This is a genomic window from Luteimonas marina (genome assembly GCF_007859325.1).
In the GTDB taxonomy this organism is placed as follows: domain Bacteria; phylum Pseudomonadota; class Gammaproteobacteria; order Xanthomonadales; family Xanthomonadaceae; genus Luteimonas; species Luteimonas marina.
Window position 1 is genome coordinate 58,032 of the sequence record NZ_VOHK01000002.1, and the last position, 14,656, is coordinate 72,687.

12 protein-coding genes and 1 riboswitch are annotated in these 14,656 nt (G+C 71.4%); of the genes, 2 read left to right on the forward strand and 10 right to left on the reverse strand.

Features of this window, described 5'->3' with window-relative positions; all coding sequences use genetic code 11:
• The first annotated feature begins 59 nt into the window (after window positions 1-59).
• Entirely contained in the window at window positions 60-2,549 is a 2,490-nt protein-coding gene (gene hrpB, locus FQY83_RS04440) for an ATP-dependent helicase HrpB (RefSeq protein WP_146385478.1), read from the forward strand.
• A 281-nt stretch (window positions 2,550-2,830) separates the two neighbouring features.
• A complete protein-coding gene (locus FQY83_RS04445; protein WP_146385480.1) occupies window positions 2,831-3,199 on the forward strand; it encodes a hypothetical protein in 369 nt (122 codons plus the stop codon).
• A gap of 25 nt (window positions 3,200-3,224) precedes the next feature.
• Here FQY83_RS04445 and FQY83_RS04450 read toward each other — a convergent pair whose 3' ends face one another.
• The 10 genes from FQY83_RS04450 to FQY83_RS04495 all read right to left on the reverse strand — a co-directional run bounded on the left by FQY83_RS04450 (window position 3,225) and on the right by FQY83_RS04495 (window position 14,246).
• Entirely contained in the window at window positions 3,225-4,328 is a 1,104-nt protein-coding gene (locus FQY83_RS04450) for a hybrid sensor histidine kinase/response regulator (protein ID WP_158636431.1), read from the reverse strand.
• Between the two features lie 151 nt (window positions 4,329-4,479).
• The gene (locus tag FQY83_RS04455) at window positions 4,480-5,037 is read right to left on the reverse strand and encodes a pseudouridine synthase (RefSeq protein WP_146385484.1); all 558 of its coding nucleotides are present in this window, start codon (window positions 5,035-5,037) and stop codon (window positions 4,480-4,482) included.
• 168 nt (window positions 5,038-5,205) lie between these two features.
• Entirely contained in the window at window positions 5,206-6,069 is an 864-nt protein-coding gene (locus tag FQY83_RS04460; protein ID WP_146385486.1) for a class I SAM-dependent methyltransferase, read from the reverse strand.
• Between the two features lie 94 nt (window positions 6,070-6,163).
• On the reverse strand, window positions 6,164-8,389 hold the full coding sequence (locus FQY83_RS04465) for an NADP-dependent isocitrate dehydrogenase (RefSeq protein ID WP_146385488.1): 2,226 nt from the start codon (window positions 8,387-8,389) through the stop codon (window positions 6,164-6,166).
• 354 nt (window positions 8,390-8,743) lie between these two features.
• Window positions 8,744-9,214 (reverse strand): hypothetical protein, encoded by a 471-nt coding sequence (locus FQY83_RS04470; protein ID WP_146385490.1) that lies wholly within the window; start codon window positions 9,212-9,214, stop codon window positions 8,744-8,746.
• 45 nt (window positions 9,215-9,259) lie between these two features.
• Complete coding sequence (locus FQY83_RS04475; RefSeq protein WP_146385492.1) at window positions 9,260-9,628, reverse strand: LysM peptidoglycan-binding domain-containing protein; 369 nt, start codon at window positions 9,626-9,628, stop codon at window positions 9,260-9,262.
• A 104-nt stretch (window positions 9,629-9,732) separates the two neighbouring features.
• Window positions 9,733-10,545: an NADPH-dependent 7-cyano-7-deazaguanine reductase QueF gene (gene queF, locus FQY83_RS04480; RefSeq protein WP_146385495.1), complete on the reverse strand. Its 813-nt coding sequence runs from the start codon at window positions 10,543-10,545 to the stop codon at window positions 9,733-9,735.
• Between the two features lie 39 nt (window positions 10,546-10,584).
• Window positions 10,585-11,889, reverse strand: coding sequence for an amidohydrolase (locus tag FQY83_RS04485; RefSeq protein WP_425478604.1), 1,305 nt, complete (start codon window positions 11,887-11,889; stop codon window positions 10,585-10,587).
• Between the two features lie 168 nt (window positions 11,890-12,057).
• A complete protein-coding gene (locus FQY83_RS04490) occupies window positions 12,058-13,365 on the reverse strand; it encodes an amidohydrolase (RefSeq protein ID WP_146385499.1) in 1,308 nt (435 codons plus the stop codon).
• Between the two features lie 236 nt (window positions 13,366-13,601).
• Entirely contained in the window at window positions 13,602-14,246 is a 645-nt protein-coding gene (locus FQY83_RS04495) for a mechanosensitive ion channel family protein (RefSeq protein WP_146385501.1), read from the reverse strand.
• Between the two features lie 133 nt (window positions 14,247-14,379).
• A riboswitch (cobalamin riboswitch) is annotated at window positions 14,380-14,620 on the forward strand.
• Window positions 14,621-14,656 lie beyond the last annotated feature (36 nt).

The following is a 14,656-nucleotide window of genomic DNA, read 5'->3' on the forward strand; positions in this document are numbered from 1 at the left end:
GCGCGATGCTTCCGGCACGGGAAACGCGTCGCGCCCGGGGGCGCTCCTACAATGGCGGGATGGGGTTTCCGATCACGCCATTGCTGCCGGAGGTGCTGCGCAGCCTCGACGCGCACCCGCGCCTGGTGCTGGAGGCGCCGCCCGGCGCGGGCAAGACCACGCAGGTGCCGCTGGCGCTGCTCGATGCGCCGTGGCTGGCGGGTCGGAAGATCGTGATGCTGGAGCCGCGCCGGGTGGCGGCGCGCAGCGCGGCGATGTTCATGGCCAGGCAGCTGGGCGAGGACGTAGGCGGCACCGTCGGCTACCGCATCCGCTTCGAGCACCGGGTGTCGTCGCGCACGCGGATCGAAGTGGTGACCGAGGGCATCCTCACCCGGATGATCCAGGACGATCCGACGCTGGAGGGCGTCGGCGCGCTGTTGTTCGACGAATTCCACGAGCGCCATCTCGCCGGCGACCTCGGCCTGGCGCTGGCGCTGGACGTGCAGGGCTCGCTGCGCGGGGAACTGCGGATCGTCGCGATGTCGGCGACGCTGGATGGGGAACGGCTGGCGGCGTTTCTCGATGCGCCTCGGCTGTCGAGCGAAGGCCGGAGCTTCCCGGTGCGCGTCGAGCACTTCCCCGCGCGCCGCGACGAAGCGCTGGAGTCGCAGCTACGGCGCGCGGTGGAGCAGGCGCTGGCGCAGCATCCCGGCGACGTGCTGGTGTTCCTGCCGGGACGGCGGGAGATCGCGCGTGCCGAGGCGGCGCTGTCGGGGTGCGGGCCGGACATCGAAGTCCTGCAGCTGCACGGTGACCTGCCCGTCGAACAGCAATCGCGCGTGCTGCAGCCGTCCGCCGCCGGCCGCCGCCGCGTCGTGCTCGCCACCAACGTCGCCGAGTCCAGCGTCACCCTGCCCGGCGTGCGCGTGGTCATCGACAGCGGCCTCGCGCGCGAGCCGCGCTACGACCCGAACAGCGGTTTTTCGCGGCTCGAAGTGGTGGCGATCGCGCAGGCCTCGGCCGACCAGCGCGCCGGGCGCGCGGGCCGTGTCGCCGAAGGCGTCGCATACCGGCTGTGGCCGGCGTCGCAGCGGCTGGAGCCGCAGCGCAGGCCGGAGATCGCGCAGGTCGAACTCGCCGGGCTGGCGCTCGAACTCGCGGCCTGGGGCAACAGCGACCTGCGCTTCGTCGATGCGCCGCCGCCCGGCGCGCTGGCCGCCGCGCGCGAGCTGCTGCAGCGGCTCGACGCACTCGACGCGCGCGGCACGATCACGCCGCCCGGCCGCCGCATGCTCGCGCTCGGCACCCATCCGCGGCTGGCGGCGATGCTGCTGGCCGCGGACGGCGACGGCGAACGCGCGCTGGCCTGCGACCTGGCCGCGCTGGTCGAGGCGCGCGATCCGCTGCGCGCGCGCAGCGACGGCTGGCGCCCGCGCTGGCAGGCGCTGGCAGCGTTCCGCGCAGGCCGCGGCGATGGCGACGCGCACCGCGGCACGCTGGCGGCGATCGACGTCGCGGCGAAGCAGTGGCGCCGCCGCATCGGCGCGGGCGCCGCGCCGCGCGCCGAGCCGCCGGCGCATGCGCTCGGCGACCTGCTCGCGCACGCTTTTCCCGACCGCATCGGCCGCCGCCACGACCGCGACCCGCAGCGCTACCAGCTCGGCAACGGCCGCATGGCGCGGATCGCCGACGACAGCGCGCTGCGCGGCGAGCCATGGATCGTCGCCAGCGAACTGCGTTTCGAGGCCAGGGACTCGCTGGTGCTGCGCGCCGCGCCGCTGGACGAGGCGCGCCTGCGCGCCGGCTTCGCCGCGCATTTCGTCGAGCGCGACGAGGTGCGCTGGGACGCCGCGCGCCGCGCGCTGGTCGCCGAGCGCGTGCGCCGCTTCGACGGCATCGTGCTCGACGCGCGTCCGGCCGGTCGCGTCGATCCGGCACTGGCGGCGCAGGCGCTGACCGACGCCGTCGCCGAGCTCGGCCTCGACGCGCTGCCCTGGAGCGACGGCTTGCGGCAGTGGCGCGCGCGGGTGCAGGCGCTGCGCGCATGGATGCCGGAGCTGGCGTTGCCCGACCTGTCCGACGACGCCCTGCTGGCCGCGCGCGAGCACTGGCTGCGGCCGCTGTTCGACGGCGCGACGCGCCTGGACGCGCTGTCGGCGGACGCGTTCGGCGAGGGCCTGCGCGCGCGGCTCGACTGGTCGCTGCGCCAGCGCGTCGACCAGCTCGCGCCGACCCGCATCGTCGTGCCCTCGGGCATGGAGCGCCGCATCGACTACGCGCTTGCGCACGACGGTTCGCCGGAGCCGCCGGTGCTCGCGGTCAAGCTGCAGGAACTGTTCGGCCTCGCCGAAACCCCGCGCATCGCCGACGGCCGCGTGCCGCTGACCCTGCACCTGCTCTCGCCGGCCGGCCGGCCGCTGCAGGTCACGCAGGACCTGCGCGGGTTCTGGGAGCGCACGTACCCGGAGGTGCGGAAGGAGATGAAGGGGCGGTATCCGAAGCATCCCTGGCCGGACGATCCCTGGAACGCCGCCGCAACCCACCGCGCGAAGCCGCGGGGAACGTAAGGACCACAGGACCACAGGACCACGAGGACCACGGGGACCACGAGGACGTCATCCCGGCGAAAGCCGGGATCCATTGTGCCGTTGGCCTTCCCATGCGAGATGGCCATCAGGATCAAAATGGATCCCGGCTTTCGCCGGGATGACGTCGGAGAGGGTGGCGGGGGCTCGACTCCCGCGGTTCCCGAACGGAACTTCAACGCCCCGCCAGCGCTCACATCGTGGCGACGCCGGCTGTCCCAGACTACGATCGCAATCGGAACCCGATTCCCCCAGGACCCCCCATGAGCAGACTCGATTCGATTTCCGGCAAGGTCATGGACCTGGTCGGCCAGGTTGGCGACAACCTCCGCACGGCGCTGCCCGACACCGCCGGCAAGTGGCTGCAGACCGGCGCCGCGCTGGGCGTGGCCAAGACCGGCAGCAAGGCCATCGGCGGCCTCATCCGCCGCAATCCGGCGGTGGCCGTCGCCGCCGCCGTGGGCGCGGGCGTGGCCTGGTACGCGGTGCACCGCCATCGCAGGAAGCAGCTGGAAGAAGGCGGCGTGATCGAAGGCAAGGCCAAGCGCATCGAGCCGCGCCGCGCGCCGCGCAAGGCGGCCAAGACGTCCACGCGTCGCGCCCCGCGCACGCGCCCCACCGCCGACGAGTAGCCGGGCAGGCGCCGGGGCGCCCGCGTCAGCGCGGCGCTTCGGGCAGCTCCAGCACGAAGCGCGCGCCCCCGCCCTCGCGGTCCTCGTAGCGCAGTTCGCCGCCGATGGCGTCGACGATCTGCCGCGCCAGCGACAGCCCCAGGCCGCTGGACACCGCATCGGTGGCCTGGTCCCCGGTGCGGACGCGGAAGAACGGCGTGAACAGCGACGCCTGCTGGCCCGCCGGGATGCCCGGGCCGCGATCCTCCACCCGCAGCTGCTGGAAGCCCGGCGCGCCGGCGTGCACCGACAGGTCGATGTCGCTGCCCGGCGCGTACTTGATCGCGTTGCTGATCAGGTTCTCGCACACCTGCCGCAGCACCAGCGGATCGATCGCGACCGCCGGCACCTGCGCCACCGCGGTGATGCGCAGGCTGGCGCCGCGATCCTCCAGCTGCAGCGCGTAGCGCCGCTCCAGCCAGTGCACCAGCTCCGACAGGCAGGCGCTCGAGGGTTCGCTGCCGACCTGCGCGCGCGCCGAGGCCTGTGTCTCCAGGTAGCGGCGGATGTAGCCGAGCGCGTCCACCGCACTCTCGCGCACCATCTCCAGGTAGCGCGGGACGCGGTCCTCGCGTGTCTGCCCGGTGATCAGCAGGTCGCTGGCGAAGAAGATGCTGGTCAGCGGGTTCTTGAGGTCGTGCGCGACCAGGTTCACCAGCTCCTGGCGTTCGCGCGCCACGCGCTCGAGCCGGTCGCGGGTCAGCTTCAGGCCGATGTGCGCCTGCACGCGCGCCAGCAGCTCCTCGGGCATGAACGGCTTGGTGACGTAGTCGACCGCGCCGGCGTCGAACGCGCGCAGCAGCAGGTCGCGGTCGTGGGCGGCGGTCAGGAACACCACCGGCAGCGCCGACCACGCCGGGTTCTCGCGCACTTCCCCGAGCAGGTCGAAGCCGTCCATGCCCGGCATCATCATGTCCAGCAGCAGCAGGTCGGGCAGCTGCCGTTCCAGCAGGCGCAGCGCCTCCTCGCCGCTTTCGGCGGTCTGCACCGAGTAGCCCTGCCGCGAGAGCAGGGCGCTGATGATGCGCAGGTTCGACGGCTGGTCGTCGACGACCAGCACGCGGCCGGCGATGGTCTTCGCGATCGGCATCTGCTCCCTGCGTTCCCCGTGCAACGAATGGATTGCCGGGACCGGCAACCGCGACCGTGAAACGTTACCAGACCGGTCGTGCGGTCGGGAATTCAGCTTGATTAACCCGCGACGGACGGGCGCCGGGACGGCAGGAGCGGCTTCAGCCGCTCTATCGGGTGACGTGCCGGACATCCTCGAGCTTGCGCCAGTCACCGGACGCAAGCGCGCCAAGCGCATGCGGGCCGATCGCGACCCGCACCAACCGCAGCGTCGGCAGGCCGACCGCCGCGGTCATCCGCCGCACCTGCCGGTTGCGCCCTTCGCGGAGGGTGAGCTGCAGCCAGGCGTCGGGCACGGTCTTGCGGAAGCGCACCGGCGGCACGCGCGGCCACAGCAGTGGCGGATCGATCGCCTGCACCTCGGCCGGCAGGGTCGGCCCGTCGTTGAGGTCGACGCCGCGGCGCAGCGCTTCGAGCTGTTCCGGCGACGGCGCGCCCTCGACCTGCACCCGGTAGGTCTTGGGCCACTTGTGCCGCGGATCGGTGATCCGGTGCGCGAGCGCGCCCTCGTCGGTCAGCAGCAGCAGGCCTTCGCTGTCGTGGTCCAGGCGGCCGGCGGGATAGACCCCGGCCGGCAGCCCGAACTCCGCCAGCGTGCGCCGCGGCGGCGTGCCGCGGTCGGTGAACTGGCACAGGACGCCGTAGGGCTTGTTGAAGGCGAGGAGCATGGGAATGGGGAATCGCGAAGCGAATGGCAAAGGGCGTTGCGCAGCCCGCGGACGCCGCCGCCGCTGCTTCGATTCCCGATGCCCCGCCCATTGGGCGCAAAGCGGTTGCACCGTGGCGTCGCGATTCGTCGGCCGCGGCGGCGGCGCAGGCTTCCCTGTCGCTGCGGGTTACTCGCTGCGCGGTTTCACGAACCTCAACGTCATCCGGTCGCTCTCGCCGATCGCGCGGTACTTCTCCGCGTCTTCCGCGTCGTGGTTGTTGCCCGGCGGCAGGGTCCACACGCCGTTGGGGTGGTCCTTGCCGTCCTTCGGGTTGGCGTTGACCTCGCTTTTCGCGTCCAGCCTGAAGCCGGCGGCTTCGGCCAGCGCGATCACCTGCGCCTGGCCGACGTAGCCCGACTTGTCGTCCGCCGGCACGTCGGTCGCGGCGCGGTGCTCGACCACGCCGAGCACGCCGCCCGGCCTGAGCACGTCGAAGAAGCCCTTGAACATGCCTTCAGCCTGGCCGCTGCCGCGCCAGTTGTGCACGTTGCGGAAGGTCAGCACGAGGTCGGCGGAGCCGGCGTCGCCGAACTTCGGTGCGGCGGGGTCGTAGCCGACGACGGTGGCGGCGTCGAACTGCGCCGGTGCGTCGGCGAACCGCTTTTCGAGATTGTCCTTGCTGCGCTGCTGATAGTCGCGTCCGCGGCCTTCCGCCACCGCGGCCGGATCGACGATGGCGGCGACATAGCTGCCGTTGCCGCGCAGGTAGGGCGCGAGGATCTCGGCGTACCAGCCGCCGCCGGGAGTGATCTCGACCACGGTCTGGCCCGGCTGCAGGCCGAAGAAGGCCAGCGTCTGCGCCGGATGGCGGTACGGGTCGCGCGCGCGGTTGGCCTCGCTGCGCCAGTCGCCGGCGATGGCCGCCTGCAGCGCGGCGTCCGGCGCCGGCCGGGCTTCCTCGACGGCGGATTCGGCCGCCAGGGCAGCCGGCAGGGCGGTCGCAAGGGCCAGTGCCAGCAGGCCGGCGCGGAGTGTCGGGTTGCGGACCATGATCGCGGACTCCTGTGGAACGGGGGTGGCGCGAGCCTAGCACGCGGGTTGTCGCGTGCCGGGCGCGCTGCGGCGGACGGGACCGGTGCGGAACCTACAGCGCCGCGAGCGCCGCGTTGAAGGTCGCGCTCGGGCGCATCGCGGCCGAGGTCCGGTCCAGGTCCGGGCGGTAGTAGCCGCCGATGTCGACCGGCTTGCCCTGCACGCCGTTGAGCTCGGCAAGGATCTTCGCCTCGTTCCCGGCCAGCGTCCGCGCGAGCGGCTCGAATGTCGCCTTCAGGCCGGCATGTTCGTCCTGCGCCGCCAGCGCCTGCGCCCAGTACAGGGCGAGGTAGAAATGGCTGCCGCGGTTGTCGAGTTCGCCGACCTTGCGCGCGGGCGAGCGGTTCTCGTCGAGGATCCGGCCGTTGGCCTCGTCCAGCGCCTTCGCCAGCACCGGCGCGGCGGAGTTCAGCCAGCGGTGGCTGATGTGCTCCAGCGACGCGGCCAGCGCGAGGAACTCGCCCAGCGAATCCCAGCGCAGGTAGTTCTCCGCGACGAACTGCTGCACGTGCTTGGGCGCCGAGCCGCCGGCGCCGGTCTCGAACAGGCCGCCGCCGGCCATCAGCGGCACGATCGACAGCATCTTGGCGCTGGTGCCCAGCTCCATGATCGGGAACAGGTCGGTGAGGTAGTCGCGCAGCACGTTGCCGGTGACCGAGATGGTGTCCTGGCCCTTGCGGATGCGTTCGAGCGAGAGCTTCATCGCCTCCACCGGCGGCAGGATGCGGATGTCGAGCGCGTCGAGCGTGTGCTCCTTGAGGTACTGCTCGACCTTGGCGATCACCTGCGCGTCGTGCGCGCGGTTCCTGTCGAGCCAGAACACCGCCGGCGTCTGGCTGATCGCCGCGCGATCGACCGCGAGGTTCACCCAGTCGCGGATCGGCGCGTCCTTGGTCTGGCAGGCGCGCCAGATGTCGCCGGCCTCGACCGCATGCTCGAACACCGTCTCGCCGGCGCCGTTGGTGACGCGGATGGCGCCGTCGCCCGGCGCCTGGAAGGTCTTGTCGTGGCTGCCGTACTCCTCGGCCTTCTGCGCCATCAGGCCGACGTTGGGCACGCTGCCCATGGTCGCCGGGTCGAAGGCGCCGTGCGCCCTGCAGTCCTCGATCACCGCCTGGTAGATCGTCGCATAGCAGCGGTCGGGGATCACCGCCTTGGCGTCCTGCAGCTTGCCGTCGGCGTTCCACATGCCGCCCGAGTCGCGGATCATCGCCGGCATCGACGCATCGACGATCACGTCCGACGGCACGTGCAGGTTGGTGATGCCCTTGTCGGAGTTCACCATCGCCAGCGCAGGGCGCCGTTCGTACAGCGCGGCGATGTCGGCGACGATCGCGTCCTGCGTCGCCTGCGGCAGCGACTGGATGCGCGCGTACAGGTCGCCGATGCCGTTGTTCGGGTTGAAGCCGGCCTGCGCCAGCGCATCGGCGTGCTTGTCCAGTACCGGCCCGTAGAACGCGCCCACCACCACGCCGAACATGATCGGGTCGGAGACCTTCATCATCGTCGCCTTGAGGTGCAGCGAGAACAGCACGCCGCGCGCCTTGGCGTCTTCGATCTCCCGCGCCACGAACGTGGCCAGCGCCCTGCGCGACAGGCGCGCGGCGTCGACGATCTCGCCGGCCTGCACTTTCAGCGATTCCCTGAGCACCTGGCTGCTGCCGTCGGCGCCGTGGAAGCTGATCTTCAGCGTGTCCGCCGCCGGCATCGTCGCCGACAGTTCGCTGCCGTAGAAATCGCCCTCGTCCATGTGCGCGACGTGCGACTTCGAATCCGCGCTCCACTTGCCCATGCGGTGCGGATGCTTGCGCGCGTAGTCCTTCACCGGCTTCGGCGCGCGGCGGTCGGAGTTGCCTTCGCGCAGCACCGGGTTGACCGCGCTGCCCATGGCCTTGCCGTAGCGCGCGCGGATGTCCTGTTCGTCCGCGTCCTTCGGCTCGTCCGGATAGTCGGGCAGCGGGTAGCCCTGGGCCTGCAGCTCCTTCACCGCGGCCTTGAGCTGGGGCACCGAGGCGCTGATGTTGGGCAGCTTGATGATGTTGGCGTCCGGGGTCTTCGCCAGCTCGCCCAGTTCGGCGAGGTCGTCGCCGACCTTCTGCGCGTCCGACAGCAACTCGGGGAACTGCGCCAGGATCCGGCCCGACAGCGAGATGTCGCGCGTCTCCACCGCGATGCCGGCGGCGCCGGCGAACGCCTGCACGATCGGCAGCAGCGAGGCGGTGGCGAGGAACGGGGCTTCGTCGGTGAGGGTGTAGAGGATCTTCGGCGTGTCGGACATGCGGGGACCTGTGGGCGGAAGGGGGGCGCGATGCCGGCGCGGTGCGGGGGCATCGGCAAACGGGGAACGCCCATTGTCGCGGTTTGCGCGGGTGCGGGCAAAGCGCGGTGCGTCGCGGGCCGCCGGGAATGCCGGTGTGGCGCCACCGGGAAGAGGTCCTGTCATTTCGGAAGAGGCCCTGTCATTTCGACCGCAGGGAGAAATCCCGTCTTCGCCGCGGGGAACAGGTAGATTTCTCCCTGCGGTCGAAATGACAGGGTTTTTCCTCCGGGAGGTTCCTCCGGTTGGGAGAAGAACCAGAAAAAAAGGGCGCGGCCAAAGCCGCGCCCTCGTTCCTTTCCCGCTTGCGGGGATTTACTTCACCTCGAACTCGCTGGTATTGACCACGCTGCCGTCCAGCGACACCTCGACCTTGTACTTGCCGGTCGGCCAGCCGTCGGGCTTGGCGATGTGGAAGTCGGTGACCGCTGGGCCCGCGGGGACGTCCTTGGTCTCCTCGGCCACCGTCTGGCTGCTGTCGACGTGGGTCCACTTCGCGGTCAGGCTGCCGGGGCTCGCGCCGTCGGTCGCGACCGAGGCGTGGATGGTGTCGCCGGCGGCGAACGCGGTCAGCGGCGTGGCGATGGTGTTGTTGGCGTCGATGGCGTTGCCCAGCGTCACCGAGCTCACGGTCGCCGGGGCGGCGGCCGGCGGCGGCAGCGGTGCCGGTTCGACCGCGGCCGGCGGCGGTACGGGCGCCGGTTCTTCCTTCTTCTTGCAGCCGATCAGGGCCACGCTGCCGATGACGGCGACCAGCAGAGCCTGCGACAAACGAGTGCGATTCATGCGAGTTTCCTCAATGGAGATGGTGTTGGAATGCGTCGGCGCGGATCAGGCCGCGGCCGGGTCGTCGGGCGTGCCGTCGCCGTCGGTGTCGATCGCCGGCAGCGTGATCACCTGGCCGGGGAAGATCCGGTCCGGGTTCTCGATCTCGGCGCTGTTGGCCTCATGGATCTGCCTCCAGTACTTGGCCTTGCCGTAGAAGCGCTTGGCGATCTCCGACAGGGTGTCGCCCTTCTCGATGGTGTAGGTGCGCGCGCCGGTGCTGCCCGCGCCGCCGCCGGCCACGGTATCGGCACCGCTGACCACGTTGGAGAAGTCGGGCTTGCCGCCGGCCAGTCCGCCGCCGCCGCCGCCCGTGGACTGGGTGTTGGCGCCGCTCTGGACGTTGGAGAAATCGGGTTTCTTGTCGTTGCTCATGTTGGGGCGCTCCTCCCCGGGAATGGTGCGTGCGGGAGCGAAAGTGACATGGGGCATGTTAAGAAATCATCGCGGCCGCGTGCGGGCGGCGTCGGCGGTTCAGCTCACTGGCGCAGGTCGCGGCGCGCCGCCGGCGCGGGCAGGCCGGGGGTGGCGCGCCAGGGATTGATGTCAAGGCCACCGCGGCGGGTGTAGCGCGCCTCCACCGACAGCGCCTGCGGTCGGCAGCGCGCGAGCAGGTCGACGAAGAGGTGTTCGACGCACTGTTCGTGGAAGCCGGCGTGGTCGCGGAACGAGACGATGTAGCGCAGCAGGCCGGCGCGGTCGATGCGCGGGCCGCGGTAGGCGATGCGCACGCCGGCCCAGTCGGGCTGGCCGGTGACCGGGCAGTTCGACTTCAGCAGGTCGCTGCGCAGGGTTTCCTCGACGAGGTCGCCGGGATCGGCGTGGAGCAGGCCGGCGTCGGGCGGGCCGTAGCCGTCGATCTCCACGTCCAGCGCGTCGATGCACGGCACGTCGTCGTCCCCGGCGAAGGGCGGCAGTCCGAACGCGACGGCCACCTCGGCGCCGGCCGCCTGCGACAGGTCGGCGGCGATGCGCGCGCGCACCGCCTGCGCTTCGTCGAAGCGTTCGGCGTTGAGCGAGTTGAGGTAGAGCTTGAGCGATTTCGATTCGACCAGGTTCGGCGAGTCCGCCGGCACCGTGATGGTCGCGGTGGCGACCACGGGCTTGCCGCGCGCGTCCAGCCACGAGAGCTCGTAGGCGTGCCAGCGGTCGTGGCCGGTGAACGGCAGTGCGGCGCCGAGGCCGAGTTCGCTGCGCCCGGACGCGCGCGGGATCGGGAACAGCAGCGCCGGGTCGTAGTGCCGCGGGTAGGCGACTTCGCGGCCGAGCTGGGAGTCTTCGGGGCGGGACATGGCGCCATTCTAGAGTCTGCGCGCGGGCCCCATGCCGCCTCAACCCTGCGACGGCTCCAGGTAATCCAGCACCACCTGCAGCATCGCCCGGAAACCGACGTCCAGCGCGCCTTCGTCCAGGTAGAACTCCGGCGAGTGGTTGCTCGCGGCGGTCGCCGGGTCCTTGCCCCTGGGCGTGGCGCCGACGAAGAAATACAGGCCCGGCACCTCGCGCGCGAAGAACGAGAAGTCCTCGGCGCCGGTGATCAGGCCGGGATCGACCACGTTGCCGGCGCCGACCGCCTTGTCCAGGCTCGGTTTCATCCGCGCGAACAGCGCGGGGTCGTTGGCGGTGACCGGGTAGTTGTGGTCGAGCGGGATGCGCGCGTCGACCTTCGCGCCGTGCGCGGCGGCCGTGTGTTCGGCGACGTTGCGCAGGTCGGCGAAGATCGCCTCGCGCATGCCGGTGTCGAAGGTGCGGATGGTGCCGATCAGCTCGACCTGATCGGGAATGATGTTGTGGCGGATACCGCCCTTGACCGCGCCGAAGGTCACGACCGCCGGCAGCCTGGTGATGTCGGTGCGGCGGCTGACGATGGTCTGCGCGGTGGAGACCAGGTCGGCCGCGGCGACGATCGGATCGACGCCGTTCCAGGGCCGCGAACCATGCGTCTGCCGGCCCTTGACCGTGATCTCGAAGGTATCGGACGCCGCCATCAGCGGCCCGGGCCGCACCGCGACCTGGCCGACGTTGAGGCTCGAGCCGACGTGCAGCCCGAACACGGCGTCGGGGCGGAAGTCCTTGAACACGCCCTGCGCGAGCATTTCCTCGGCCCCGCCCGCCTCGCCTTCCGGCGCGCCCTCCTCGGCGGGCTGGAAGATCAAGAGCACTTCGCCGGCCAGCTCGTCGCGCATCGCCACCAGCGCCTCGGCCACGCCCATCAGGATCGCCACGTGCGCATCGTGGCCACAGGCGTGCATCACGCCGACGGTCTCGCCGCGGAAGGTGGCAGTAGCCTTCGAGGCGAACGGCAGGTCGACGCGCTCGGTCACCGGCAGCGCGTCCATGTCGGCGCGCAGGGCGATGCGCGGGCCGGGCCTGCCGCCCTTGAGCACGGCGGTCACGCCGGTGGTGGCGATGCCGGTCTTCGGTTCCAGCCCGAGCGCGCGCAGGTGGTCGGCGACGAGCGCGGCGGTGCGCGTCTCGCGGTTGCCCAGTTCCGGGTGCTGGTGGATGTCGCGGCGCCATTCCACCACCCTGCCCTGCAGCCGCTGCGCGGCCTCGGTGACTTCGGTGCGCTGCGCGTCCTGCGCGAATGCGGGCAGGGCGAGCAGCAGGCAGCAGGCCAGCGGAAGCGGACGGATCATGGCGGTCTCCCCGGAACGTGAGGGCTGATCATAGTCGCCTGCGCGCACCGCCGCTGCCGGCGCCGGAGAATCGATGCCCCGCGCACCCCTGTAGGAGCGCCTTCAGGCGCGATGCCTTTCGCGCGGTCGTGGATTGCGCGAAAGGCATCGCGCCTGAAGGCGCTCCTACAAGGAGGCCTCCGCGCCGGCGAGGAAGTCGAGGGTCGCCTGCAGCAGCGCGCGCAGGCCGAGGTCGAGCGCGCTTTCGTCCGGCGCGTACAGCGGCGAGTGGTTCATCGGCGCATCCGCGAGGTCCTCGCCCCTGGGCGTGGTGCCGACGAAGAAGTAGAAGCCCGGCACCACGTTCGCGAACTGCGAGAAGTCTTCGGCGATGGTGTAACGCGGCACCTCGACCACGTTGCCGGCGCCGGCGGCCTTCTCCAGCGACGGGCGCAGGCGCTGCGTGAGCGCGGGGTCGTTGCTGGTGGCCGGTGCGTTGCCGGCGACCGCCAGCGTCGCGTCCGCGCCGCTGGCCGCGGCGAAGTGCCCGGCGGTGTTGCGGAAGCGGCGGATCACGTCCTCGCGCACGTCCGGATCGAAGGTACGCAGCGTGCCGACCATGGTCGCCTCGTCGGGAATGATGTTGAAGCGCGTGCCCGACTGGATCTGGCCGGCGGTCAGCACCACCGGATGCGCGGTGATGTCGACCTGGCGGGCGATGATCGACTGCGCGCCGAGCAGCACCTGCGCGGCGACGGTGATCGGGTCCACGCCCGCCCACGGCTGCGAACCGTGCGTCTGCCTGCCGGTGATCTTCAGCGTCCACTCGTCGGCGCTGGCCATGAACGGACCGCTGCGCACGCCAAGCTGCCCGGCGTGCAGCCGCGACCAGACGTGCAGGCCGAGCACCGCGTCGGGCTTGAAGTCGTCGAACAGGCCCTCGTCGAGCATGCGCTTCGCGCCGGCCACCTCGCCCGCCACCGGCGGGCCCTCCTCGGCCGGCTGGAACACGAACATCACTTCGCCCGGCAGCGTGTCGCGCATCCCGGCGAGCGCTTCGGCCACGCCCATCAGGATCGCCACGTGCAGGTCGTGGCCGCAGGCGTGCATCACGCCCACGGGTTGGCCGCGGTATTCGCTCTTCACGGTGGAGGCGAAGGGCAGGCCGGTCTGTTCGGTGACCGGCAGCGCGTCCATGTCGGCGCGCAGCGCGATGCGCGGGCCGGACTTGCCGCCCTTGAGCACCGCGGCGACGCCGGTGGCGCCGATGCCGGTGCGCGGCGCCATGCCCAGGGCGCGCAGGTGGTCGGCGACGACCTGCGCGGTGCGGGTTTCGTGGTTGCCGAGTTCGGGGTGCTGGTGCAGGTCGCGACGCCATTCCACCACCTTCGACTGCAGCGCGCGGGCGCTGGCGTCGACGGGATCGGCCGATTGCGCGGATGCGGCCACGGGAAACAGGAACAGCGCGAGCAGCGCGACGGTGGATCGGATCATGCGGGGGAAGCCTCGGCCGGGTTCGCTGCCATCGTAAGCCAGCCCGGGTCCCGGGTTGGAACGATGGAAGACATTTCTGCCGGACGCTCCGGGAGCCGGTTCACGATCCGCAATCGAACGTCATCCCGGCGAAAGCCGGGATCCATTTTGCCGTTCGCCCGGTCGCGAAAAGGCAAAGTCCAAATGGATCGCGGCTTTCGCCGGGATGACGTCCCGATGTTCGATGAGGCTGGTCGCTACGGGAAGTTGATCGCCGAGCCACCACCGCCCGACGGCGGCGCCGAGGGACGATCGCCGCCGGCATCCGCCGCCGCGGGCGCCGGCTGCGGCACCGGCTCGCCGCGCCAGCGCCGGGTCGCGCGCTGGAAGAACAGGCTGTTGGGCACGCGCAGCACGCTGTCGCCGCCGGCGGGATGGGCTTCTTCCAGCGTCACGTAGATCAGGTTCATGTCGACCACGCGCCCGCGCAGCCCCGGCTTGTCGCCGCTTTCGACCAGCTCGATGTGGTCGAGCAGCCGGAACGGGCGCGTGATCAGGATCAGGAAGGCGCAGAAGAGGTTGGTCAGCACGCTCCAGGCGGCGAAGAACGCGATCGCGGCGACCGCGGCGAAGCCGGTGAACGCGGTCCACAGCACGCTGCCGGAGACGCCGAAGCGTTCCAGGATCATCAGCAGCGCGCCGAAACCGATCAGGAAGCCGGTGATGCGGCGCGCGCTGACCACGATCTCGACCGGCAGGTCGTAGCGCCGGTCGAGGCGCTTGATCAGCAGCCGCACCAGCCAGCGCAACACGAGCGCGCCGGCGACGATCGCCAGCACCTGCAGCAGCAGGGTGATCTCGCCGAGCCAGGCGTGCAGCCAGGTGGGCAGGTAGGCTTTCATCGGGGGATCGGGCGGCATGACGCGTGGTGCGGAGGCGTCATTCTAGGGAAGCGATGGCATGAAGTCGTCGCCGCTGCCCGGGGGCCACCGGCAGCCACGCCGCCGCCGCGCTTGACCCGCCCCCGGCCCGGCGCTACCGTACGTCCGCCGAGGTTGCATCGCTATATCAAGATAGAGCGATGAATTAAAAGGGAAGCCGGTGCGGACCGTTCGCGGTCCAATGCCGGCGCTGCCCCGCAGCGGTAGGTGGAAACGACCCCCGTCACACGCACTGGCACAGCCCTCGGGCCACGCCGGGAAGCGACGGACAGTAGGCGGATCGCGCGCGATCCACGTCCACGAGCCCGAAGACCTGCCCCGGCCGGCGTCGCGCCCACCTGCGCGGTGCCGTTCGACCTGGGGCCTCCGCG